This is a genomic window from Streptomyces sp. NPDC058457 (assembly GCF_042720695.1).
Classification (GTDB): domain Bacteria; phylum Actinomycetota; class Actinomycetes; order Streptomycetales; family Streptomycetaceae; genus Streptomyces.
Genome location: NZ_JBHXLU010000124.1, coordinates 1 through 24,908 on the forward strand (window position 1 = coordinate 1; position 24,908 = coordinate 24,908).

Below are 24,908 nucleotides of genomic sequence, written 5' to 3' on the forward strand. Positions count from 1 at the left end.
CGGGGGCGCGGGGGTCGGGGGGGGGGGGGGCGGCCCGGGGGGGGCGGGGGGGGGGGGGGGGCGCCGCCGCGCCGCGGCGGGCCGCCCCCCGCGCCGGGGTGGGGGCCTCGAAGAGGTCGCGGATGGCGAGTTCGGCGCCCAGTTCGGTGCGGGCGCGGCTGACCAGCCGGGTGGCGAGCAGCGAGTGGCCGCCGAGGTCGAAGAAGTTGTCCTCCGCACCGGCCGCGGGCAGCCCGAGCACCTCCGCGAACAGGCGGCAGAGCACCTCCTCCTGCGGGGTGCGGGGGCCGCGGCCGCCGCCGAGGGCGACGGCGGGTTCGGCCTCCGGCAGGGCGCGCACGTCCAGCTTGCCGTTGGCGTTCATGGGCAGGCCGTCGACGGTGACGAAGGCGGCCGGGACCATGTACTCGGGCAGCTCCCGGCCGAGGTCCGCGCGCAGCCGCCGGACCAGGGCGCTGGTCTCGCGGGCGGCGGTGGGATCGTTGGCGTAGGGGGCGGTGCCGCCGCCGGGGCGGAACAGGCCGCCGGTGAGCCGGTGTCCGGCGGTCAGGAAGACGGCGTCGTAGGTGCCGGTCCGTGCCGACCAGGTGGTCAGCACGCGGTATCCGGCCTCCGCGCCGAGCGCGTGCAGGGTCTCCGGGTCGACGCCGTCCTCGCGGGTGCGGCCGTCGGGGATGCCGGTGACGCGCAGGGCGGCGGGCCGCTCGGCGCCGGGGCGTTCGCCGACCCGCGCGGTCAACTGCCGGATGCCGTCGAGGAGGCCGCCGACGGCCTCGGACGTCAGGCCGCCGCGGGCCAGTTCGCCCACGGTGTGGGCCGTGCTCCACTCGACCGTCGGCGCGTCGTCGAGGCGGACGTCGGGCTCACCGGCGTACAGGACGACGTCGTAGCGGTGCCGGGTCAGCTCGTTGTGGTGGCGGCCGCGCTTGGTGCGCAGGTCGACGCCGTGGCCGAGGGTGGTGAAGTAGTCGGGATCGACCAGGAGTTCCTTCTCCAGGCGCAGCCCGCGCTCCACCGCCCGCTCCAGGTCGGCCTCCGCCGTGCCCCGGGCGTGCTGGATCTCGGTGTGGAAGGTGCGGGCCAGCCGCAGGTTGCGGACGTCTCCGACGAACAGGGCGCCGCCCGGCGCGAGCAGCCGCATGGCGCCGTCGATGACGGCGGTGAGGTACTCGATGCTCGGGAAGTACTGGATGACGGAGTTGACGACGATCGTGTCGAAGTGGCCGGCGGGCAGGCCGCTCAGGTCGTCGGCGGGCCGGCACCGCAGTTCCACCCGGGAAGCCAACTCCGGGTCCCGGGCCCTCAGGTCCGCGCCGATCTTGCGGATGACCGGGGCGGCGAAGTCGGTCGCCCAGTACTCCACGGCGTCCGGGGCGAGCCGGGACAGCAACAGGCCGGAGCCGACGCCGATTTCGAGGACGCGGCGCGGGTTCAGGGAGCGGATGCGGGCGACGGTGGCCGCACGCCACTCGTGCATCTGCTCGAAGGGGATGGGCCGGCCGTCGTAGGAGCTGTCCCAGCCGTCGTACTGCTCGGTGAAGACGGCGGTGCCGATCTCCTCGTACTCGTCGGAGTAGATCTCCTGCCACTCCCCCACCTGCGCGGCCTCGGCGGCGGTGCGGTCGGCGGGGTCGGCTCCGGAGGGTACGACGTAGCCGACGAGGCGTTCGTCGCGGACCACGACGGCGGCCTGGGAGACCAGCGGGTGGCGGCTGAGGGCGGTCTCGATCTCGCCGGGTTCGATGCGGTAGCCGCGGATCTTGACCTGGTCGTCGGTGCGGCCGAGGAAGTCGAGGTTGCCTCCCCCGGCCTCCGGCCGGGAGGACCCCCAGGGAGCGCGGCGCACCAGGTCGCCGGTGCGGTACATGCGCTCGCCGGGCTCCCCGAACGGGTCGGCGACGAACCGCTCGGCGGTCAGGCCGGGCCGGTCGAGGTAGCCGCGGGCCAGGCCGATCCCGGCGATGTACAGCTCGCCGGGCACGCCGTCGGGCACCGGGCGCAGCCAGGCGTCCAGGATGTGCGCGCGGGTGCCGCGGATGGGCTTGCCGACGGTGGGGGTGGCGCTGTCGAGGGTGCCGCCGCCGAGGGTGTTGATGGTGTACTCGGTCGGCCCGTACAGGTTGTAGCCGTAGGTGCCCTCGGTGTCGCGCAGGGCCGCCCACACCGTCTCCGGGACGGCCTCGCCGCCGAGCAGCACGAGCGGCGGGACGTGGCCCGTGAGCAGGCCCTGCTCGATCAACAGCCTGGCGTACGTGGGCGTGACGTTGACGACGTCGATGCGGTGCTGCTCGCAGTAGGCGACCAGCGCCTCCGCGTCGCGCCGCAACTCCTCGTCGCAGACGTGCACTTCGTGGCCCTCGACCAGCCACAGCAGTTCCTCCCACGACATGTCGAAGGCGAAGGACACGGTGTGCGCGATCCGCAGCCGTCGGCCGCCGGCCGCGGCGATCGCGGGCTCGAAGATCTCCTTCTGGTGGTTGAGCTGCATGTTCGTCAGGCCCCGGTAGGGGGTGACGACACCTTTGGGACGGCCGGTGGAGCCGGAGGTGTAGATGACGTAGGCGGGGTGTTCCAGGCTGAAGCGGCGGCGGACGGGGGTGTCAGGGAGGCCGGCCAGTTCATCCTGAACCACCGGGTCGTCGAGCAGGACGCGCGGCAGGTCGTCGCCGTCGAGGGTCGCGGAGACGGCGGCGGTGGAGAGCAGGAGCAGCGGGCGGGCGTCGGTCAGCATCAGGGAGAGCCGGTCGGCCGGGTGGTCCAGTTCCAGGGGCAGGTAGGCGGCGCCGGTGCGCAGGACGGCGAAGAGCGCCACCACCATGTCCAGGGAGCGGCCCAGGCCGAGCGCGACCACGCGTTCGGGACCGGCCCCGCGCTCGATGAGCAGCCGGGCCATCCGGTTGACGGCCGCGTCGAGTTCGGCGTAGGTCAGCGCGCGCTCGCCGAGGACGAGGGCGCGGGCGTCCGGGGTGCGCTCGGCCTGGGCGGCGAGCAGGTCGGCGATGGTCTCTTCGGGGACCTCGACCCGTCCGGCCGCCCGTTCCTCGCGCAGCGCCGCGTGTTCGGCGGGGAGCAGCGGGTCGAGGGAGCCCACGGGTGCCGTGAGGTCGGCGGTGAGGCGCTCGACGAGGAGGGTGAAGCGGTCGAGCAGGGCGCGGGCCCGGTCGGCCGGGACGAGGTCGGGCCGGTGGGTGAGGGTGACCGTGATCCGCTGCCCGGGGGTGATGACGAGGTTGGCCGGGTAGTGGGTGGCGTCGACGTTGGCGACGGCGGTGGCGCCGTGCCGGGTGCGCAGCTCTTCGAGCCGGTCCTCGGTGTCGTTGTTGCGCAGCACGAACAGCGTGTCGAACAGCTTGCGGTGCCCGGTCTCGGCCTGGAGGACGCCGAGGCTGAGATGCTCGTACGGCATCAGGTCGAGGCGCTCGCCCTGGATTCGGCGGAGCAGGTCGAGGACCGGCTCGGCGGGGTCGAAGGCGATCCGGGTGGGGACGGTGTTGAGGAACAGGCCGATGATGTTCTCGACGTCGTGGACCTCGCTGGGCCGGCCGGCGACCGTGGTGCCGAACACGACGTCGGAGCGGCCGGTCGCGGCGCCGAGGGTGAGACCCCAGGCCGCGTTGAGCAGGGTGTTCAGGGTCAGGCCGTGAACGCGGCCGGTCTCCCGGAGCCGGTCTCCGAGTTCGGCGGGGAGGCGTACGTCGAGCTGGTCGGGGATGACCGGTTCGAGCCCGTCGGCCGCCGTCGGGGCCAGCAGGGTGGGCTCCTCCAGGCCGGTCAGCGCGGTGCGCCAGGCAGCGGTGGCGGCCGGGTCGTCCTGCTGGTCCAGCCAGGTCAGGTAGTCCCGGTAGCTGCCGGGGGCGGGCAGCGCGGAGGCGTCACCGCCGGTCTCGTACAGGGCGAAGAACTCGTCGAGGAAGAGCCAGGCCGACCAGCCGTCCCAGAGGATCAGGTGACGGCCGATGACGAGACGGTCGCCGCGCCCGGCGCCGAGGCGCAGCAGGAGCAGCCGGAACAGCGGGGGCGCGGACAGGTCGAACCGCCGGTTGCGCTCGGCCTCGGTCAACTCCCGTACCTGCTCGTCCTGTTCGGCGACGGGAAGGTGGGAGAGATCGACCTCGTCGAGCGGGATCTCCGGTGTTTCCGGGGTCTCGACGATGAACTGCACCGGCTGGTCGAGGCCTTCGCTGGTGAAGCCGGCGCGGAGACCCGGGTTGCGGTCCAGGAGCGTGCGTGCGGCGGCGCGCAGCCGGGCCGGGTCCAGGCCGGTGGCGAAGTCGAAGGTCTCGTGGACGGTGTAGACGTCCAACGCGCCCTGGTCGTAGGCCGAGTGGAAGAACAGGCCCTCCTGGAGGGGGGCCAGCGGCCAGACGTCGGCGACGGCGGCCGGGGCGGCGAGGGCGCGGATCCGGGCGTGTTCGGTGTCGGTGAGGGTGAAGGCGGCAGCGGAGGGCGCGGCTTCCGTGGTGGTACCGGCGGTGGCCGCGAGGGCGGCGGGCGTGCGGTGGGTGAAGACGTCCCGCGGGCTGAGGTCCAGCCCGGCCGCACGGGCCCGGCTGGCGACGCCGATGGAGCTGATGCTGTCGCCGCCGAGCCGGAAGAAGTCGTCGTCCGGGCCGACGTCGGCGATGCCGAGGACGGCGGCGAAGACCTCGGTGAGCCGCCGCTCCACGGGTCCCGCGGGTTCGCGGCGGGCGGCGCGCTCGGCCTCGGGGGCGGGCAGCGCGGCCTGGTCCAGCTTGCCGCTCGGGGTGAGCGGCAGGTCGGCGAGGACGACGTACGCCTCCGGGACCAGCGGTGCGGGCAGCGCCTCGGCGAGGGCGGCGCGCAGTTCGGCGGGGTCGGCGACGGCGCCTGACGCCGGAACGGCGTAGGCGACCAGGTGCTGGTCGCGGACGACCACGGCACCGCGCGCCACCGCCGGGTGACGGGTCAACGCTGCCTCGATCTCGCCGAGTTCGATGCGGTTGCCGCGCAGCTTGACCTGCCGGTCGGTGCGGCCCAGGTAGTCGAGGGTGCTGTCCGGGCGGCGGCGCACCAGGTCGCCGGTGCGGTACATGCGGGCGCCGGGCTCGGCCGCGTACGGGTCCGCCACGAAGCGGTCGGCGGTGAGCGCGGGGCGCCGGTGGTAGCCGCGGGCCAGCTGGACGCCGGTCAGGTAGAGCTCGCCGGGCACCCCGTCGGGCACCGGGCGCAGGAAGGCGTCCAGGACGCGCAGGCCGGTGTTCCACACGGGCCGCCCGATGGGCACGGTGGTGCCGGGCGCCCCGTCGTAGGCGTGGTGGGTGACGTCGACGGCGGCCTCGGTGGGGCCGTACAGGTTGTGCAGCGGTACGCCGGTCAGGTCGCGCCAGCGGCGGGCCGCCGTACCGGACAGGGCCTCGCCGCTGCTGAAGACGCGGCGCAGGCTGCCTGCCCACGCCGGATCGGCGGTGACCTCCTCGGCGGCGAGGAACGCGTCCAGCATCGACGGCACGAAGTGCATCGTCGTCACGCCCTCGGCCCGGATCAGCCGGGCCAGGCAGGCGGGGTCGCGGTGCCCGTCGGGCGCGGCGAGCACGACCGCGGCGCCCTCGTGCAGCGCCCAGAAGAACTCCCAGACGCTGACGTCGAAACCGGACGGGGTCTTCTGCAGCACCCGGTCGTCGGCGCCGAGTGCGTACGTGTCCTGCATCCAGGCGAGCCGGTTGCCGATGGCGCGGTGGGTGACTACGACGCCCTTGGGGCGGCCGGTGGAGCCGGAGGTGTAGATGAGGTAGGCGGGGTGGTCGAGGGTGAGGGGTGTGGTGTCCGGTACCTCCCCGTGGACGTCGCCCTCGTCCTCGACGTACACGACCTCCAGTCCGTCCACCGCGGGCAGGCGTGCGGCGTCCCGTGCCGTGGTGACGACGGTCCGGGCGCCGGAGTCGGTGAACATGTACGCGATGCGGTCGGCCGGGTAGTCGAGGTCGACCGGCAGATAGGCGGCGCCGGACTCCAGCACGCCGAGCAGCGCGACCATCAGCTCGGCCGAGCGCGGCACGGCGACCGCGACGAACTGCTCGGGCCCGGCGCCGCGGGCGCGCAGCCGCCGGGCCAACCGATCGGCGCGGGCGCCGAGTTCCGCGTAGGTGAGGGCGGCGCCCTCGAAGACGACCGCGGTGGCGTCGGGGGTACGGGCGGTCTGGGCGGCGATGGCGGCGGGCAGGGTGGTCGCGGGTACGGCGCGCTGCTCGCCCTCCAGGTGTACGTGCTCGCCCTCGATGAGCAGGTCCAGGGCGGCCACCGGGCGTGCGGTGTCCTCGGCGAGGGCGTCCAGGACCTGGGTGAGCCGGTCGGCGAGCAGGTGCACGGCCTCACCGGAGAGCCGGTTCGCGTGGTGCTTGAGGCGCAGGTCGAGCCGGCGGCCGGGCTTGACGACGAGGGCCAGCGGATAGTGCACGGCGTCGTGGAAGGCGTGCCCGGCCAGCCGGACCGTGCCGGTGGGGTCGGCGAGGTTCGGTTCGGCGGGGTAGTTCTCGAACACCACCAGGGTGTCGAAGAGTTCGCCGCCCGCGTGCCCGGCGGCCCGCTGGATCTCGGCGAGGCCGAGGTGCTGGTGGTCCAACAGGGCGCTCTGCTCCTGCTGGAGGCGCTCCAGGACGGTGCCGAGGGTGTCGGCGGGGGCCCAGCCGACCCGGGTGGGCAGGGTGTTGATGAAGAGGCCGACCATCGACTCGATGCCGGGCACGGCGGCGTCGCGGCCGGAGACGGTGGTGCCGAAGACCACGTCCTGGCGGCCGGTCAGCCCGGCGAGGAGCAGGCCCCAGGCGGCCTGGACGACCGTGCCGAGGGTGACGCCGTGTTCGCGGGCGCGGGCGGTGAGCCGGGCGGTGGTGCGCTCGGGCAGCTCGACGCGGAGCTGGGCGGGCTCGATCGGCCCGGCGGCCGGGGTCTCGACCAGCCGGGTGGGCTCGTCGATCCCCGCGAGGGCGGTGCGCCAGGCGTCCCGGGCGGCCTCGCGGTCGGCGCCCGCGACACGGGCCAGGTAGCCGCGGTACGGGGCGACTTCGGTAAGCGGGGCGGGCTGATCGCCGTAAAGGGCGAGGAGTTCGCGGTGCAGGACCGGCAGTGACCAGCCGTCGGCCACGATGTGATGGAAGGTCAGTACCAGTCGGCTGCGGTCCGCGCCGAGGCGGACCAGGGCGCAGCGCAGCAGCGGCGGCCGGGCGAGGTCGAAGCGACGGGCGCGTTCGTCGGCGGCGACGGCCTCGGCGAGGCCCGCGCGGACGGCGGCGTCCTGCGCGGACAGGTCGACCTCGTGCCACGGCACGTCGAGGCCGGTGGCGACGAGCTGGGCCGGGCGGCCGCCCGGGAGCTGGCGGAAGCAGGCGCGCAGCGGGGCGTGCCGGTCGAGGAGCCGCTGGGCGGCCTGCCGCAGGAGGCCGCCGTCGACGGGTCCGGCGAGTTCGATCACCTGCTGGACCACATAGGCGTCGTGCTCGGCGCCGTCCACGAGGGCGTGGAAGAAGAAGCCCTCCTGGAGCGGGCCGAGCGGCAGGACCTCGGCGACCGTGAGGGGGTCGTCGCCCTGGAGTGCGGCGAGTTCGTCGGCGGTCGGCGGGTCCCAGGGGGCGTCGGCCGGGTCCTCGGAGCCGTCGGTGGTCCGGGAGACGGTGGCGAGCTGGGCGACCGTGCGGTGCCGGAAGACGTCCCGCGGGGTCAGCTCCAGACCGGCCCGGCGGGCCAGGACGAGCAGCTGGATGGCGACGATGCTGTCCCCGCCCAGGGCGAAGAAGTCGTCGTCCACGGTGACCGAGGGCACCCGCAGGGCGCGTGCGTACAGGTCGCACAGCAGGCGTTCGCGTTCGGTGCGCGGGGCCCGGCCGGAGCTGAGCAGGCCGTAGTCCGGGACCGGCAGGGCGGCGGAGTCGAGCTTGCCGCTGGGGGTGACGGGGAGCCGGTCCAGCGGGACGAGGGCGGCCGGGACCATGTACTCGGGCAGGAACTCGGCGGCGTGCGCGCGCAGCCCGGCCATCAGCGCGGTGACGTTGCGGAACGGCGCCGGGCGGTTGGCGTGCGGGTGGGCCTGCCCGGGGACGTACAGCGGGCCGAGCGGGGTGTCGTCGCCGCGCGCGAACACGGCGTCGAGGCTGCCGTCGTCGGCGTCCGCGGTCCAGGTGAGCGCGGCCCGGTAGCCGTGCCGGGCGGCGGTCTCGTGCAGGGCCTCCGGGTCGACGCCGGCGCTGCCGGTACGGCTGCTGTCGTCGAGGGCGCCGAGCGCGGCCAGGTCGGGGGCGAGGCGGGCGTTGGGGATGCCGGTGACGCGGAGGCGGGCGGCGGGGTCCGGACCGGCGAGCCGCCGGCCGAGGGCGTCCGGGCTGCCGAGCGCGGACCAGGGAACCGGGCGCGAGGCGTCCTGGGTCGGCTCGGCGCCGGGCCGCAGCACGACGTCGTACCGGTACCGGGTCAGCTCGTTGTGGTGGACGCCCCGCTTGATCCGTACGTCTGCCGTGAAGCCGTCCAGGGTCGCGAAGTAGTCGGGATCGACCAGGAGTTCGCCCTCCCAGGCCACGGCCCGGTCGACCGCGGCCCGCAGGGCCTCCTTCTCCTCGGTGTGGCCGCGGCCCGACTCGATGGCGGCGGCCAGCGTCCGCAGCAGCCGCAGGTTGCGCACGTCGCCGATGAACAACGACCCGCCGGGCGACAGCAGTCGGGCCGCCGAACGCAGGACGTCGGTCAGGTAGTCGGCGCCCGGGAAGTACTGGGCGACGGAGTTGACGACGATGGTGTCGAAGTGGCCTTCGGGGAGGCCGGTCAGCTCATGTGCGGGCCGGGCGTGCAGGGTGACCCTGCCGGCCAGTTCCGGTGCGGCGTCGACCTGGGCGCGCAGCGCGCGTACGGCCTCCTCGGAGAGGTCGGTGCCGACGTACTCGGCGCAGTCGGGGGCGATCCGGGAGAGCAGCAGGCCGCTGCCGACGCCGATCTCCAGGACGCGGCGGGGCCGCAGTTCACGGATCCGGGCGACGGTCGCGTCCCGCCACTCGCGCAGGTCGGCAAGCGGGATGGGCAGGCCGTCGTACATGCTGTTCCAGCCCGCGAAGTTCTCCTCGAAGCCGTCGGATCCGGCGGCGGAGTAGAGGAGTTCGTGCAGGTCCTTCCAGTCGGACACGGCCTCGGCGAGCTCGGCGGTGCCCTCCAGGGAGGGCACGACGTAGGCGGCGAGGCGGCGGTCGCCGGGGCGGTCCTCGCGGACCACGACGGCGGCCTGGTCGACGGCCGGGTGGGCGCGCAGCACCGACTCGATCTCGCCGGGCTCGACACGGAAGCCGCGGATCTTGATCTGGCTGTCGACGCGGCCGTGGAACTCAAGGCGTCCGTCGGACTTCCAGCGGACCAGGTCGCCGGTGCGGTACAGCCGTTCGCCGGGCGGGCCGAACGGGTCGGCGACGAACCGCTCGGCGGTCAGCGCGGGCCGGCCGAGGTAGCCGCGGGCGAGTCCGGCGCCGCCGAGGTACAACTCCCCCACCACACCGGCGGGTACGGGCCGCAGCCGCTCGTCGAGGACGTAGGCGCGGGTGCCCGGGTCGGGGACGCCGATGGGCACGATGGTGCCGGCCGGGGTGTCCGGGTCGCAGCGGCCGAGCGTGGAGTTGGTGGTGGCCTCGGTGGGTCCGTAGGCGTTGAACATCATCCGGCCGCGCGCGTAGCGGCCGACCAGTTCGGGCGAGACGCGCTCGGTGCCCGCCAGCAGGGTTGCGGTGGGCGGGAGTTGCACGTCCTCGGGCATGGCCGCGAGCAGGGCGGGCGGCAGGATCATGAAGGTGATGCCGTGCTCGTCGGCGTAGTCGGCCAGGGGCGCGCCGGGCACCCGGCGGTCGGCGGGTACGACGACCAGCCGGCCGCCGGAGAGCAGGCCGAGGCACAGGTCCCAGAAGGCCACGTCGAAGCTGGGCGAGGCGAACTGCAGCACCCGGCTGTGCGAGCCGATCCCGAACCGCTCGCGCTGGGTGGCGACCAGCTTGGCCACCCCGGCGTGCGAGAGCACCACGCCTTTGGGGCGGCCGGTGGAGCCGGAGGTGTAGATGACGTATGCGGCGTGCGCGACCGTCAACCCGTCGGCGGTCGCGGGGTCGTGGACCGGGTGTGCGGCCAGTTCGGCGACGGTCTCCGGGGCGTCCAGGACCAGCGGGTCGGTGCCCGGCGGCAGGTCGGGGACGATGTCGGCGGTGGTGACGAGGCAGACCGGGCGGGCGTCGTCGAGCATGTAGGCGATGCGGTCGGCCGGGTAGTCGGTGTCGACGGGCAGGTAGGCCGCGCCCGTCTTCAGTACGGCGACCTCCGCGACGATCATGTCGGCGGAGCGGGGTACGGCGAGCGCCACGACCCGCTCGGGACCGGCGCCCCGGGCGACCAGGGCGTGCGCCAACCGGGCGGCGAGGGAGTCGAGTTCGGCGTAGGTGAGGCGGACGTCCTCGTGGATGAGGGCCACTTCGTCGGGACGGGCGGCGACCTGGTCGGCGAACATGCGCGGCCAGGTGAGCGCGGGCACGTCGTGCGCGGTGTCGTTCCAGTCGGCCAGGATCAGCTGCCGCTCGTCGGCGCCGAGGAGTTCGAGTTCGGCGACCGGGGTGCCGGGCCGGTCCAGGGCGTCGGCGAGGAGCATGGCGTAGTGGCCGAGGATCCGGTCGACGGTGGCGGGCTCGAAGAGGTCGGCGGCGTAGTCCGCGTACACCTGACCGTCCGTCACGGACAGCGCCAGGTCCAGCGGGCCGCCGGCGCCCCAGGGTGCGGTACCGAGGCCGACGGAGCACAACAGGGCTCCGCCGCGGCCGGGTTCGGGGGCGAGCAGTCGTAGCAGCTCCGCGGTCGGCAGCCGGTGGGCGGCGGCCTGGGCGCGGGCGGTCGTGACGTGCTCGCGCAACTCGGCGAACGGCATGGCGCCGTTCACCACCAACCGCAGCGGCAGTCCCTCATGAGCGACCGTCAGGTCCTGGGCCGCGCCGCCGCCGTACCGGTGCAGCAGGGCGGCGAAGGCGGCGAGCAGGGTGGGTTCGTCGGCCGTCATGCCGAGCCCGGTCACGCCCAGCGCCAAGGCCCGGTCAGCTCGCGGCCTCGGCTCCTGCGGGCGCACCGGATGCGGGTGGTCGAACGGCAGTGAGGTCTCCGGTGCCGGTGCGCCGAACCGTTCCCGCCAGTAGTCCTCCGCGGGTGCCGTCCGCGCCGTCGAAGTGGAAGTCGAAGCCGCAGAAGAAGGTGCGGAAGAACGCCTGTTGCCCGACACAGCTGCCCGTGCCTCCCCATAGGTGTGGAACGGCTCAGCGGAGCCGCGACCGCTCGCATAGTAAGGTAAGGATTGCCTAACTCAACAGGGTCAATCCGACTTCGGCGGTCCAAGTCACAGCGACTGAGGTTATGCTCACCTAACCTGCTATCAGTACTGTTCACGGACCACCGGACGACGGCATGGAGACCGGCAAGTGGCTTCAGGCAGAAGGCTTCGCACCACGGTGCTGGTGACACTGATCATCGCCCTGCTGGTCCTTTTGTCCCTTCTCTCCGTGGCGCTGGGCGCGTTGAGCATCCCGCTCGACCAGGTGGTGCGCTCGGTGCTCGGGCATCCGCCGAGCAGGCTGGTCGACAACGTGATCTGGTCGGTGCGCGTCCCCCGCACCCTGCTCGGCCTGACCACGGGCGCCGCGCTCGGCATGTCCGGCGCCCTGATGCAGGCCCTGACCCGCAACCCCCTCGCCGACCCCGGCATCCTCGGGGTGAGCGCGGGCGCGTCCTTCGCGATCGTCGTGTCGGTCGCGGTGTTCGGGATCGGATCGCTGTACGGCTACGTGTGGTTCGCGTTCGCCGGGGCGCTCGCGGCGAGCGTCCTGGTCTTCTTCCTCGGACGGCTGGGCCGCTCCGGGGCGACCCCGGTGAAGCTGGCGCTCGCCGGCGTGGCCGTCACCTCGCTGCTGTCGTCGCTGACCAGTGCCGTGGTACTCACCGACCAGGACGCGCTGGACCGTTACCGCTACTGGTCCGCCGGCACCCTGGCCGACCAGGACTCCGGCGATCTGGTGCGCATCCTGCCGTTCCTCGCGGTCGGCGCCGTCCTCGCCCTGTCCTGCGCCCCGGCCCTGAACAGCCTGGCGCTCGGCGACGACGTCGCCGCCTCCCTGGGCCGGCGGCTGGGTCTGGTACGGCTCCAGGGAGTGACCGCGATCGTGCTGCTGACCGGCGCGTCGGTGGCCGTCATCGGTCCGGTGGTCTTCCTCGGTCTGGTCGTCCCGCACATCGCCCGGCTGCTCGCCCAGTCCGCCGGCATCGGCCCCGACCACCGCTGGCTGCTGCCGCTGTCCGCCGCGCTGGCGCCTGTGCTGCTGCTGTCCGCCGACATCGTGGGCCGGATGGTGGCCCGGCCCACCGAGATCCAGGCCGGTGTCCTCGTCGCCTTCCTCGGCGGCCCGTTCTTCATCGCCCTGGTCCGCCGCCGGAAACTCGCGGAGGTGTGAGCGTGCCCGCACAACCCTCTCCCGCGCCCGCTCCCGGTCCGGCTGCCGCTCCCGCTCCCGGTCCGGCTGCCGCTCCCGCTGCCGCCCGGCCCGTGCTGCGCGACCGGCCGTTCCGGCTGGCCGTGCCCCCGGTCTCCGGCATGCTGCGGCCGCGCCTGGTGCTGACCGGAGTGCTCGTCGGCGTGGGCGCGTTCGCGCTGTTCTGCTGGGGCCTGGCCCTCGGCGACTACCCGGTGAGCCTGCCCGACGTCGTCAAGGCCCTGTTCGGCGTCGGCGACCCCGGGACGCTCGTCGTCATCCGGGACCTGCGGCTGCCCCGCGCCCTCACCGGCCTCCTGGTCGGCCTCGCCTTCGGTGTCTCCGGGGCGGTGTTCCAGACGATGACCCGCAATCCGCTGGCCAGCCCCGACATGATCGGGCTGACCGAGGGCGCCGGCACGGCGGTGGTGGCGGCGGTGGTGCTCGGCTGGGCCGGCGGGCTCGGGCTGTCCACCGTGGGGCTGCTCGGCGCCCTGGCGACCGCGCTGCTCGTGTACGCGCTGGCCTGGAAGGGCGGGGCCACCGGCTACCGCATCATCCTCGTCGGCATCGGTGTCTCGTGGATCTGCACCAGCGCCACCGACTTCCTGGTGGCGCGGGGCAACCGGTTCCAGGCCGAGGAGGCGCTCGGCTGGCTGGTCGGCAACCTCAACGGCCGTACCTGGAGCCAGGTGGACTCCCTGGCCATCGCCCTGGCCGTGCTGCTGCCGGTCACCCTGGGTCTGGGCCGCTGGATGCGCACGCTCCAGCTCGGCGACGACGTGGCCGCCGGGCTCGGCACCCCCGTCCAGCCGGTCCGGCTGGCGCTGCTGCTGACCGGGGTGGGCCTGGTCGCCTTCGGTACGGCGGCGGCCGGACCGGTCGCCTTCGTGGCCCTGGCCTGCCCGCAGATCGCGCTGCGGCTGGCCGGCACCTCGGCACCGCCCCCGCTCGTCTCCGGTCTCACCGGCGCGTTCGTCGTCCTCGGCGCCGACCTCCTCGCCCGCGAGGCGGTCCCCGGGACGGAACTGCCGGTCGGGATCGTCACCGGCGCCCTCGGCGCGCCGGTCCTGCTGTGGCTGCTCGTCCGCGCCAACCGCGCGGGATCTGGAGGCTGATCCCATGTCGACCGCCGACCCGCGCCCGCCGGGCCCCACCGAACAGCGCGCTGTGGGACCTGAGTTGCGGGCCCGCGGCCTCCATCTCGCCTATGACGGGCGGCCGGTGGTGACGGACCTCGACCTCACCGTGCCCACCGGCCGGATCACCGCCATCGTCGGTGCGAACGCCTGCGGCAAGTCGACCCTGTTGCGCGCCCTCGCCCGGCTGCTGGCTCCGCGCCAGGGCGTCGTCGAACTGGACGGCACCGCCCTGCGCTCCCTGCCGACCCGCGAACTCGCCCGGAAACTCGGCATCCTGCCGCAGACACCGGTGGCGCCGGAGGGGCTGACCGTCGCCGACCTGGTCAACCGCGGGCGCTCGCCGCACCAGACCTGGTGGCGGCAGTGGTCGGCGGCGGACGAGGAGGCCGTGCGGGCCGCGCTGGCGGCGACCGGTCTGACCGAGCTCGCGGACCGGCCGGTGGACGAGCTCTCCGGCGGCCAGCGGCAGCGCGCCTGGATCGCCATGGCCGTCGCCCAGGGCACCCCCGTGCTGCTCCTGGACGAGCCGACGACCTACCTCGACCTCGCCCACCAGATCGACGTACTGGACCTGGTCACGGACCTCAACCGGCGCGAGGGCCGCACGGTGGTGATGGTGCTGCACGACCTCAACCAGGCCTGCCGGTACGCCGATCACGTCATCGCCATGAAGGCCGGCCGCATCGTCGCCGAGGGCCCACCGGCCGAGGTGGTCACCGAGGCGACCGTCGAGGACGTCTTCGACCTGCGCTGCCGGATCACCCCCGACCCGGTCAGCGGCACCCCGATGGTCATCCCGCTGGGCCGCCACCACCACGACGGCGACACCCGGCACGCCGAGGGCTCGGTACCGGCCGCCGTCGACTGACCGGCGGCCGGGGACGGGACCGCGCTCAGGGGCGGGACGTCAGGTAGCCCCCCATGGTGCGGAAGTAGTCCGCCGCCGCGTGCTCCGTGCCGTCGTCCGTGCGTACCCGCCGGACCAGCAGCCCCCGGCAGCGCCCGGTGTGGGCGTCGGCGCCCGCCACGACGACCACGCCGTCGCCCTCGCGGATGAAGATCCGGCCCGGGGTGCCGCCGTAACGCCCCTCGGAGACGGCGGCGGAGACGATCCTGAGCCGCTCGCCGCGGTGGAAGGCGTAGGCGTTCGGGTACGGGTCCGACTGGGCCCGCACCAGGCGCTCCAGGCGCTCGGCGGGCCAGGTCCAGTCGATGCGGCTGTCCTCCGGGGACCGCTTGTGGAAGAAGCTGGCGCGGGTGCGGTCCTGCGGCACCCACTGGCCGGCGTCCCGGCCGGCGGCGATCAGGTCGAGCGACTCGCGCACGATGGGTGCGATCAGGCCGACCGTGCGGTGGAAGAGGTCGGTGGAGGTGTCGGTGGGGCCGACCGGCACCGAGCGCTGCACCAGGACGTCCCCGGCGTCGAGTTCGGCGTTCATGCGGTGCGCGGTCACCCCGACCCGCTCCTCGCCGTTGATCAGCGCCCAGATGATCGGCGAGAACCCGGCGTAGGCCGGCAGCAGGGAGTCGTGGATGTTGAGGGTGCCGTGCGGGGGCAGGTCGAACAGCTCCGGGGGCAGCCAGGTCCGCCAGTTGTTGGCGACGATGATGTCCGGCCGGGACTCCCGTACGGCGGCGAGGAGTTCGGCGTCGTCGGGGCGGTTGCGCAGCAGCACCGGGACGCCGTGCTTCTCGGCCAGCTCGGCGACGTTGTCGTCCCAGATCTTCTCGTAGGCGTGTTCGCTCCTCGGATGGGTGACGACGAGGACCACCTCGTGATCGGAGTCCAGCAGCGCCTGAAGCGTGCGGTGACCCCAGGTCTGGTAGCCGAGCATGACGACCCGCATGACGGTCCTTCCCTTCACTGACTCCATTGCTAGGTAAGCCTTACCTTATCTAGCATGGGTCTGCCTGAGGGAGGCGATGCCAAGGTGAAATCACCGGTCATGGGTTCCGACGTCGTCCACGACATCATCGGAATCGGTTTCGGCCCGTCAAATCTCGCTCTTTCCATAGCGGTTGAGGAGCACAACGCGGGTCTCGCGGCGGACAGCCGTCTCAACGCCCTGTTCCTGGAACGGCAGCCGCGGTTCGGCTGGCACCGGGGCATGCTGATCGACGACGCCACGATGCAGGTCTCCTTCCTCAAGGACCTCGTCACCCTGCGCAACCCGACCAGCGACTACAGCTTCCTCTGCTTCCTGCGCGAACAGGGCAGACTGATCGACTTCCTGAACCAGAAGACCCTCTTCCCGCTGCGGATGGAGTTCCACGAGTACTTCGAGTGGGCGGCCGCGCGGGTCGCCCACCAGGTGTCGTACGGCAGCGAGGTGATGTCGGTGGACCCGGTGCGGGACGACGCCGGCCGGGTGACGTTCTTCGACGTCACCTGCCGTGACACGGCCCGCCCGGGGACCACCGTGACCCACCGCACGCGCAACATCAGCGTGGCGATGGGCCTTGAGCCGCATGTGCCGCCGGGGCTCGAACTCGCCGAACGGGTCTGGCACAACAGCGAGTTGATTCCGCGGGCCGAGCAACTGGCCGCGACGGGTGCGCCGGTGCGGCGGGCGGTCGTGCTCGGCGCCGGGCAGAGCGCCGCGGAGACCGTGGACTACCTGCACCGCACGTTCCCGGACGCCGAGGTCTGCTCGGTGTTCGCCAAGTACGGCTACACGCCCGCGGACGACAGCCCGTTCGCCAACCGGATCTTCGATCCGGAGGCGGTCGACGTCTACTTCTCCGCGCCGTCCGCGGTCAAGCAGTCCCTGCTGGACTACCACCGCTCCACCAACTACTCGGTCGTCGACATGGATCTGATCGAGTCGCTGTACGCCACCACGTACCGGGAGAAGGTGGCGGGCCGGGAGCGGCTGCGCTTCCTCAACGTCTCCCGCGTCCGCGACGTCGCACCCGCCGTGGACCGCACGGACGGCGGTCTCGACATCACCGTCGAGTTCCTGCCCACCGGCGAACAGCAGACGCTGCCCGCCGACGTCCTGGTGCTCGCCACCGGCTACCGGCCCCGGGACCTGACCGCGCTCATGGGCGACGCGGCCAAGCTGTGCCTCAAGGACGACGGCGACGCGATCCGGGTCGGCCGGGACCACCGCGTCGAGACGGTGCCGGAGGTCGCGGCCGGCATCTACCTCCAGGGCGGCACCGAGCACACCCACGGACTCACCAGCACCCTGCTGTCGACCGTGGCGGTCCGGGCGCAGGAGATCCACCGGTCCGTGCTGGCCGACCGGGTGACGGCGGCCTGACCCGCCGCAACCCCCGCACTCCCGTGGCCCGGACGGTACGGTCCCGTCCGGGCCACGGGGTTTCCCGGTTCGGTCGGGCCACTGGGTTCGCCGGTCCCGACGGGCCGCGGGGTTTCCCGGTCCCGACGGGCCACGGAGTGCGCGGATTCAGACCGGCCGCCCCGGCTCCGCCCCGTACTCCTCGCCGCTCCGTGCGTCCAGCGCGTCCAGCGCGTCCACCATGCCGCCCAGCGCCCGCACGGCCCCGCAGGTGGCCGCGATCCAGTCCAGGGCCATCCGGCGATCGGTGTCCGTCCGGTCGGCCACCGCGTCCGCGACCACGAACGGTTCCATGTCCTGCATCAGGGCGTCGGCCGCGGTCAGCATGACCTGCGTCCGCGCGAACACCCCGACGATCACCGGCTGGTCGCGGTCCAGCTCCGCCAGCCGGTGCCGCAGCCGGGTGCCCGCGAAGGCGCTGAACCGCTTCGCGGCCAGCACGGTGTCCCCGACCCGGGGCCGCAAGTCGGGCACGACGTCACCGGAGTCGTCGTCCCGGGGAAAGCGCGGGTGCCCGAAGGCGGCGCCGTGGCCGGCGTGCTCCCGTTCGGCGGTGGAGACGGCGTACAGCACCGGGACCCCCGCCGCCCGCGCCGTCGCCGCGAGCCGGCCGATCCCGGCCACCAGCCCGTCGACCGGAACGGAGCTCTCCCGCAGTACGCGCAGGAAGTGGTTCTGGACGTTCAGGACCAGCAGCGCGGCACGCCGGGGGTCGAGCGCCCAACCGGTGCGGTCGGGCGGCAGCATGGCGACTTCCGGCATCACGTAGGGGTCCACCGTGTCGTGGGACGACATGTGCGGCTGCCTCTCGGAGGTGGGCGGTGTCAGTACGGTCCGTGGGTCCAGCGCCCGGCCGTCATCGTGGCGTGCACCGGCATCGCGCGCAGGGTGTCCAAGTCCGCCGCCGACGGGTCCACGTCCACGACCACCAGGTCCGCGGGGTCCCCGACCCTGATGAGCCGACGCCCGCGGGCCGCCGCGGCCAGTGCGTCCCGTACCGGCAGGCGCTGTTCCGGGTGCCAGGCGGGGCGGTCGTCGTCGGTGCGGGCGACGGCCGACGCGATCGCCAGCCAGGGGTCGAGCGGTGAGACGGGGGCGTCCGAGCCGAACTCCAGCCGCGCCCCGGCGGCCAGCAGGTCGGCGTAGGCGAAGGCGCGGCCGGTGCGGCCGGCCCAGTACCGGTCCGCCACGTCACGGTCGTCCGTCGCGTGCCGCGGCTGCACCCCTGCCGTGACGCCCAACTCCGCGAAACGCGGCAGGTCTTCGGGGCTCAGCAGCTGCGCGTGCTCGATCCGGCCGCGGCAGCGCACGGCCTCGAAGGCGTCCAGGGCGACGGTGTTGGCCCGGTCGCCGATGGCGTGCACCGCCGGCTCGATGCCGTGGGCGGCGGCCCGGCGCATGAGCCGTACCAGCTCGTGCGGTGCCGTCTGCTCGATGCCGTGCGAGCCGTCCGTGCCCTCAAGACCCGGGTAGGGATCGCGGCACAGCGCGGTACGGGTGTTGAGCGAGCCGTCGGTGAAGAGCTTGAGCGGGCCGACCCGCACCAGGCTCCCCGGTGCCCCGATCCCGGATCCGGTGCGCAGCCCGCGCGCGACGGCCGCCTCCAGGTGGCTCGGGTAGACGGCGGCGGACACCCGTACGGCCGGCGGGAACCGTGCCGAGCGCCGCTCCCAGGCGCCCACGGTGTCGCCGTACTGGAAGTCGACGACTCCTGTGACCCCGCGTGCGGCGGCGGCCCGGCAGGCGTCGGCGACCCAGCCGTCCAGCGTCCCGGCCGGCACCTCGGGCAGGACCGAGAGGACCTCGTGCCCCTCCGCCTCCCGCACCAGTCCGGTCGGGTGGTCGCCCCGGCCGACCAGTGCCAGGCAGGCGGAGTTCAGCCACACGGCGTGCAGGTCGGCGCTGACCAGGGCGACCGGCCGGTCCGGCAGGGCCGCGTCGAGGAGTCGCTTGTCCGGGGCGTCGGGCCAGAGCCCGTCCCGGAAGCCGTATCCGAACAGCACCGTCCCCGCGTCGGGCGCCGTACGGCCGTGGGCGCGCACCCGGTCGGCCGCCTCCCGGGCGGAGGCGGTTCCGGCGAGGTCGAGCCGGCGGCGCGCGCTCGCCCACTCGGCGAGGTGGACATGGGCGTCCCAGAGTCCCGGCACGAGGACTCGGCCCTCCAGGTCGAGGACCTGCTCCCCCGCGAGCGGTCCGGCGGGCTCCACGGCCCCCTGCTCCGGGACGACATGGGTGACCCTGCCGTCCGCCACCCGCACGGCGACCGGCGGTCCGCCCGCCCCCAGCCGCACCCGGGCGAGTGTCACCGCCGCCGGGTGGCGCGGGTTGGTGGCCAAGTCCGTCATCGAGCCTCCTCTGCGGCGGCGCACCCGTCCGGAGCCGTGCCGCCGCGGACATGGCCGCCGCCGGGACCGCCCGGGCCACGAAGCCGCGATCGCCCGGCAGGGCACCCGGCGCCGCCCTCGACAGCGACAAGAAAATCAACTTAGGCTTACCTTACCTAATCCCGGCTGCCGGGGTCGCAGGTCCGCCCGCGAAGCCGGGGGCGGTCCGCTGATCGGAACGGCGCATGACGGACCACGCCCGCCCTTTCACTCTGGTCGTCCAGGCATGAACGAAGGGTCTGGGTGCCACCGGCCGCTCAACCGGCGGCCGCAACACGGGGAACGGGGAACGGCCCACGGCCTGCAGCGGCCGGCGGGCGCGCACGAGCCGCTCCGCGAGAGCGTGCACCGCGCCTTGGTCGCCGTGCACTTGACCGACACCACGAAAGGAGGGGGCGCGAGGTGTCCACATGCCGTGGAATCGACCTGTCCGTCTATCAGGGAGCCCAGGACTGGAAAGCCCGCGAGGCGGAGGGCGTGGTCTTCGCCTTCGCCAAGGCCAGCGAGGGCGAACACACCCACGACCAGCACTTCGCCCTGCACATCAAGGGCATCATCGAGGCCGGGCTCGTCCCCGGCGCCTACCACTTCGGCTGGCCCAACCAGGACGTCGCCACCGAGGCCGCCAACTACGTCGCCGCCGTACGGCCGTACGCCCGCCCGGGATTCGTGCACTGGCTCGACCTGGAACGCAGGGCCGACGGCGCCAACTACGCGGGGACGACGGCGGGCGGGATCCGGGCGTACGCCGCCGCCTGGATCGCCAAGGTGCAGGCCGCGTTCCCCGACCAGCGGGTCGGTGTCTACACCTCGGCGAGCGACCTGGCCGCCGGCCACGCGCCCGCCACCGTCCCCCTCTGGTACCCCGCCTACCCCTGGTCCGGAGCCGCGACCTACGCGCAGGCCGAGGCGCACCCGAAGCCCGGCCCGTCCGGCAGGTCACCGCTGTTCTGGCAGTTCACCTCGACTCCCCTCGACCGATCCATCTGCTACCTGAGCGAGTCCGCGCTGCGCGCGTGGGCCGCCGGAACGGAGACAGACATGGCGCTCACCACGGACGACATCGACAAGGTCGCGGCCGCGGTCGTCGCGAAGCTGGTCGCGGGCGGCGGTGTGCTGGAGACGCAGGACATCAGCAACGTCGCGTCGGCCACCGCGAAGGCCGTCCTGACCATGGACGGGGTGATCGCGGCCCCCGCCGACGCCCCGGACGTGAAGACCAACCAGTTCTGGGCTCTCCAGTCCTACGTCAAGGACACCAACGCCCGGCTGCGGCTGATGCAGGCGACGGAAGCGGCGCAGAGCGCGGCCGTCGCCCAACTCACCACCGCCGTCGCGGCGTTCGACAAGACGATCGACGTCGCCGCGCTGGTCGCCTCGGTCACCGCGGCGATCGAGGACGCCGTGCGCAAGGTCGTCATCCACCTCGACCCCGCTTCCTGACGTCCGGGACGGGCCTCCTCATGAACCTCTTCACCAGCTTCATGCGCACCGTCGTGCCGATCGTGGCCGGACTGGTGCTGACCCTGCTGGTCCACATCGGTGTCCGGTTCGGTTCGGCGTCCGTGGCGAGCGTGGTCACCACCGTCCTCACCGGCGCCTACTACACGGTCTTCCGGCTCCTCGAAAACCTCGCCGTGAAGATCCGCTCCCGGCCGCTCGCGACCGTCGCCGGCGTCCTCCTCGGCTGGGCGACCCCGCCCGACTACCCAACGGCGGACCACCGGACGGCCCCCGCCCCCGCCCCCGCCGGTCACTGACGGCTGCCACACAGAAGGCGGCGTCGCCCCCGGTCCCCGGTCCCCGCGGCGCCTGGGGCCCCCGGCCCCGTCGGGGCCCTATGGCTCAGGGGCCGGTTCGGGCCAGGCCGCCATGGCGTACTCGGCCGCGCGGCGCAGTTCCGCCGTGGTCGCCCCGTCCCGCGCCTGCTGCGACATGCCCTGGACGACGACGGCGAAGTAGACGGCCGGGGCCCGGGCGTCGGTCCCCGCGGGGAGCGATCCCCGGGCCTCGGCGCTCTTCAGCCGCTCCTCGAAGGACCGGATGTCCGCCACCCTGCGGGCGCGCAGGTCCTGCTCGACGTCGGCGGTCTGCGGGGAGTAGTCGGTCGCCGCGGTCATGACGAGACAGCCCGGTGCGCTCGTCACCGAAGGCCGCGTACAGGCTCGGCGGCGAGACCCCCATGGCGGCGGTCAGGCGCTCGGCGGTCGCGGCATCACGGTCAACGCGGTGGCCCCCGGCATCGTCGACACCGACATCGACGCCTCCTGGCTGCGCGGCACGCGGCCGCCGAGGAGTCCGCGGCCGCGGTCTCGGCACTCGGCCGGGTGGGCCGTCCCTAGGACGTCGCCGACGTGGTCGCCTCCCTCGCCTCCGACGACGCCCGCCGGGTGACCGGGCAGGTCATCGATGCCACCGGCGGTTCCCGGCTCTGACCGGCAACCGGCCCTCCCGGACGGAACCGACGCGACGCTCGGGTGTCGACGGGGACACCGCGACCACCCGCACACCGGCCCCTCCGCAGCCGGAGGCCCCCTGCGCGTCGTCGTCGCCTGACGGGACAGGAGACGTACCGCCGAGCCCGGCACCGTCCGGTGGTACCCGTCCGGGGAGGCCGTTCGGGAGAGACGGTCGAAGAGGGGCGTTGTCCTGGAGGAAATGGGTCGTGGTCGCTCCGGCGGTGCCCTGCGTGACTCCCGTCCGCTGCCGTGATGGCATACCGGCATGGAGTTGCGGGAGTTGCGGGCGTTCGTGGCAGTGGTGGAGGAGGGCGGGCTGTCGGCCGCCGCCCGGCGGCTGCATGTGAGTCAGCCCGCGCTGTCCCAGACGGTCAGCGGGCTGGAGCGGCAGCTGGGGGTGCAGCTGCTGGTGCGCGGGAGCAGCGGGGTGACGGCCACCGAGGCCGGGACCGCGCTGCTGGGCGAGGCACGGGCGGTGCTCGCCCGGCACGACCAGGCGGTGCGGCTGATGGCCGGGTACGCCGGTCCGGGCGGCGGGGCACTGCGCATCGGGATCCCCCTGGAGCTGCCGCCCGGCCTGCTCGACCCGGCGCTCGCCGAACTCGCCGAGGCCCATCCGGAGACCCGGGTACAGGCCCGGCACCTGTCCACGGCCGAGCAACTGGCCGCACTGCGCGCCGGTGAGCTGGACGTCGGCCTTCTGCGGGAACGGCCGTCCGGGCCGGAGTTCGACGCGCTGCTCGTCGTACGGGAGAGGCTCGGCGTGCTGGTCGCCGCCGAGCAGGCCGCCGAACTCGCCGGGCCCGACGGCATCCCGCTCGACGCGCTCGGGGCCTTGCAGTGGGTCGGGTTCCCGCGCGCCGGCAGCCCCGCCTGGTACGACGAACTGACCGCGGTCCTGCGCGGCCATGGCCTCGATCTCGGCCCCGACGCCCCCGAGGGGCAGACGCTGATCGCCGACGTGAAGCTGGCCGCGGTCGCCTCCGGGCAGGCCTTCGCGCTGGCCCCGCCCGGCTGGCAGCAGCCGCTGCCCGACCATGTGACCTGGTCGCCGCTGGTCGGGCAGCCGCTGGTGCGGCGCACCTGGGTGGTGTGGCCGGCCGACTCGCGCCGCCGGGACCTGGGCCGGTTCATCGCCGCACTCGACCGGTCGGTGCGGGAGTAGCACGGGGCGGGGCGCCGAGGTACGGGCGCGGGCGCCGACGAGGACCGTCGGCGCCCGCGCTCCCCCTGCGCGTCAGACGGCCGTACGGCCGCCGTCGACCGGCAGGATCGCGCCCTGCACGAAGCTCGCCGCGTCGCTCACCAGGTAGGCGATCGCCTCGGCGATCTCGCGCGCATCGGCGGGCCGGCCGGCGGGCGCCTGCGCGGCCAGGGTGTCCAGGTCGTCGCCCATGACGGCCGTGCCCTCGGTGCGGGTCGGGCCGGGCTCCACGGCGTTGACCCGCACCCCCTGCGGGCCGAACTCGGCGGCCCACGACTTGGTCAGCAGGTTGACCGCCGCCTTGCTCGACCCGTACAGCGCCGTCCCCGCGACGCCGTACTCGGCGACCATGGTGCTGATGTTGACGATGGCGCCCTGCCCGCGTTCGGCCATGGCCGGGGCGAGCTCGCCCACCAGGTAGAACGGCGCCTTCACGTTCAGGTCGTAGACGGCGTCCACCTCGTCGGCGGGCGTCTGTGCCGTCGGTCCGAAGGGGAAGACGCCGGCGTTGTTGACGAGGATGTCGACGCGGCCGCCGCCCGCCGCGGTGGCCTCGCGGGCCAGGCGCCGTACCGAGTCGGCGTCCCGCAGGTCGGCCGCCAGGAAGTCCGCCTTGCCGCCGTGCTCCCGGACGGCGGCGACCACCTGTCCGCCGCGGTCCGCGTCCCGTCCCGCGACCAGCACGTGTGCCCCCCGCTCGGCGAGCAGCGTCGCGGTCGCGGCGCCGATACCGCTGGTCGCGCCGGTCAGCAGGGCCACGCGTCCGGTCAGATCAGCAGAACTCATGAGTTGTCCTTAAAGTGTGGAAACCGGGGCGAATCCATCGTCCCGCCACCTCGTCCATGAGGCGACGGGAGTCCACAGCGACCGGAGCACCTCCACGATTCCGTTCTCCCCATCGGCGGATCCGATGGCCGCCATAAGCTCGCGGCCATAAGCGCGCATCCTGGGGCGCACGGCCAGAGGCGGCGCGCTCATGGCGGCCCCCCGCCGGGCGCATGGCCCCACCGCGATCAACCGCACACGTCCCGCAGTCACATGGCCCGCCACGTGGCAACGGCAGCGGGAGCAGGCGGACGCGGGCCGACACCCCGCCGACCGCGCGGACCGCCACCGGGCCGGATTCCGCGCCCCGGCCAACCGGCTGCGGACTGCCGCCGGAGGACACCGGGACGGACGCCCGCCCGAGGCCCCGCCGTGGGGACGGGCGGCCGCACGCCGCGGCTATCCGAAGCCGACCACCGCCCGGACGGCGGTGCCGACCTGCCCGGCGACCTTCTCGGGGCTGGAGGCGTCGAGCTTGCCGTCGAGGTGCAGGAACGCCAGCCCGTGCACCAGGGCCCACACCGCGGTCGGCAGTCCGTCCCGGTTCCCGCCGGGAAAGGCCTTCAGGACGAGGGTGTCGACATACGCGGAGAGTACGGCGGCCGCCTCGACGCGTTCGGCGCTGCCGGGGTCGCAGGGCTCCGCGAACATCGCCCGGAAAAGGGCCGGATGGTCGAGGGCGAACCGGACGTAGGCCACGGCGACGTCGACCAGGTCGTCGGGGGTCGAGGGCGCGGGATGGGCGGCCGCGAGGCTTCCGGCGAGTTCGCGGTAGCCCTCCGCGGCGACGGCGGAGACCAGTGCGTCGCGGTCCGCGTAGTGGCGGTAGGGGGCCGTGGGCGAGACCCCGGCCCGCCGTGCCACCGCCCGCAGCGACAACGCCCCGCTGCCGTCCTCCTCCAGCAACTCCCGGGCAGCGCGCAGGCAGGCGGCCCGGAGATCGCCGTGATGGTACGAGTCGCTCGGTGGTGGCATGGGTCACCCTCAGAGATATGTGCACTGCTGACATTACGAGCCCGATGTGAACGCCGTACACATGATGGGCGCCGCCGATATTTTACGGCCGTGGCGAGAAGCCCCCGGCTGCCGAGATCCCGAGCCTCCAGCTCCCAG

General features: G+C 74.0%; 14 protein-coding genes and 1 pseudogene. 8 read left to right on the top strand and 7 right to left on the bottom strand.

Annotated elements, in window-relative coordinates; translation table 11 throughout:
* On the bottom strand, positions 1–11,020 hold an 11,020-nt coding region (locus tag ACFWPS_RS49255), incomplete at its 3' end, for an amino acid adenylation domain-containing protein (RefSeq protein ID WP_383719666.1).
* A 412-nt stretch (positions 11,021–11,432) separates the two neighbouring features.
* Here ACFWPS_RS49255 and ACFWPS_RS49260 point away from each other — a divergent pair.
* The 3 genes from ACFWPS_RS49260 to ACFWPS_RS49270 all read left to right on the top strand — a co-directional run bounded on the left by ACFWPS_RS49260 (position 11,433) and on the right by ACFWPS_RS49270 (position 14,486).
* The gene (locus ACFWPS_RS49260) at positions 11,433–12,458 is read left to right on the top strand and encodes a FecCD family ABC transporter permease (protein ID WP_383719669.1); all 1,026 of its coding nucleotides are present in this window, start codon (positions 11,433–11,435) and stop codon (positions 12,456–12,458) included.
* Between the two features lie 140 nt (positions 12,459–12,598).
* Positions 12,599–13,594, top strand: coding sequence for a FecCD family ABC transporter permease (locus tag ACFWPS_RS49265; protein ID WP_383719719.1), 996 nt, complete (start codon positions 12,599–12,601; stop codon positions 13,592–13,594).
* Positions 13,595–13,598: 4 nt separating this feature from the next.
* Positions 13,599–14,486 carry an ABC transporter ATP-binding protein gene (locus ACFWPS_RS49270; protein WP_383719671.1) on the top strand — a complete coding sequence of 296 codons (888 nt, stop codon included), beginning with the start codon at positions 13,599–13,601 and terminating at the stop codon, positions 14,484–14,486.
* A gap of 25 nt (positions 14,487–14,511) precedes the next feature.
* On the opposite strand, the gene ACFWPS_RS49275 is transcribed toward ACFWPS_RS49270, so the two are convergent.
* The gene (locus ACFWPS_RS49275) at positions 14,512–15,465 is read right to left on the bottom strand and encodes a methionyl-tRNA formyltransferase (RefSeq protein WP_383719674.1); all 954 of its coding nucleotides are present in this window, start codon (positions 15,463–15,465) and stop codon (positions 14,512–14,514) included.
* Positions 15,466–15,549: 84 nt separating this feature from the next.
* Here ACFWPS_RS49275 and ACFWPS_RS49280 point away from each other — a divergent pair, with 84 nt between their 5' ends.
* A complete protein-coding gene (locus ACFWPS_RS49280) occupies positions 15,550–16,884 on the top strand; it encodes a lysine N(6)-hydroxylase/L-ornithine N(5)-oxygenase family protein (protein ID WP_383719721.1) in 1,335 nt (444 codons plus the stop codon).
* A gap of 147 nt (positions 16,885–17,031) precedes the next feature.
* Here ACFWPS_RS49280 and ACFWPS_RS49285 read toward each other — a convergent pair whose 3' ends face one another.
* Together ACFWPS_RS49285 and ACFWPS_RS49290 are read right to left on the bottom strand one after the other, a co-directional pair.
* The gene (locus tag ACFWPS_RS49285; RefSeq protein ID WP_383719676.1) at positions 17,032–17,718 is read right to left on the bottom strand and encodes an isochorismatase family protein; all 687 of its coding nucleotides are present in this window, start codon (positions 17,716–17,718) and stop codon (positions 17,032–17,034) included.
* Positions 17,719–17,747: 29 nt separating this feature from the next.
* Positions 17,748–19,268, bottom strand: a complete 1,521-nt coding sequence (locus ACFWPS_RS49290; RefSeq protein ID WP_383719679.1) for an amidohydrolase — start codon at positions 19,266–19,268, stop codon at positions 17,748–17,750.
* Positions 19,269–19,709: 441 nt separating this feature from the next.
* Between ACFWPS_RS49290 and ACFWPS_RS49295 the strand changes: the two genes are divergently transcribed.
* Together ACFWPS_RS49295 and ACFWPS_RS49300 are read left to right on the top strand one after the other, a co-directional pair.
* Complete coding sequence (locus tag ACFWPS_RS49295) at positions 19,710–20,750, top strand: glycoside hydrolase family 25 protein (RefSeq protein WP_383719681.1); 1,041 nt, start codon at positions 19,710–19,712, stop codon at positions 20,748–20,750.
* Between the two features lie 20 nt (positions 20,751–20,770).
* Positions 20,771–21,067: a hypothetical protein gene (locus ACFWPS_RS49300; RefSeq protein ID WP_383719684.1), complete on the top strand. Its 297-nt coding sequence runs from the start codon at positions 20,771–20,773 to the stop codon at positions 21,065–21,067.
* A 78-nt stretch (positions 21,068–21,145) separates the two neighbouring features.
* On the opposite strand, the gene ACFWPS_RS49305 is transcribed toward ACFWPS_RS49300, so the two are convergent.
* Positions 21,146–21,454, bottom strand: a complete 309-nt coding sequence (locus ACFWPS_RS49305) for a hypothetical protein (RefSeq protein ID WP_383719724.1) — start codon at positions 21,452–21,454, stop codon at positions 21,146–21,148.
* A gap of 46 nt (positions 21,455–21,500) precedes the next feature.
* On the opposite strand from ACFWPS_RS49305, the pseudogene ACFWPS_RS49310 reads away from it, so the two are divergent.
* Positions 21,501–21,742: pseudogene (locus ACFWPS_RS49310) on the top strand (SDR family oxidoreductase); the annotation flags it as partial.
* A 289-nt stretch (positions 21,743–22,031) separates the two neighbouring features.
* Positions 22,032–22,931, top strand: coding sequence for a LysR family transcriptional regulator (locus ACFWPS_RS49315; RefSeq protein WP_383719686.1), 900 nt, complete (start codon positions 22,032–22,034; stop codon positions 22,929–22,931).
* Positions 22,932–23,003: 72 nt separating this feature from the next.
* On the opposite strand, the gene ACFWPS_RS49320 is transcribed toward ACFWPS_RS49315, so the two are convergent.
* Both ACFWPS_RS49320 and ACFWPS_RS49325 read right to left on the bottom strand, forming a co-directional pair.
* Positions 23,004–23,756 (bottom strand): SDR family NAD(P)-dependent oxidoreductase, encoded by a 753-nt coding sequence (locus ACFWPS_RS49320; protein WP_383719689.1) that lies wholly within the window; start codon positions 23,754–23,756, stop codon positions 23,004–23,006.
* Positions 23,757–24,194: 438 nt separating this feature from the next.
* On the bottom strand, positions 24,195–24,770 hold the full coding sequence (locus ACFWPS_RS49325; protein WP_383719691.1) for a TetR/AcrR family transcriptional regulator: 576 nt from the start codon (positions 24,768–24,770) through the stop codon (positions 24,195–24,197).
* Between the last annotated feature and the right edge of the window lie 138 nt (positions 24,771–24,908).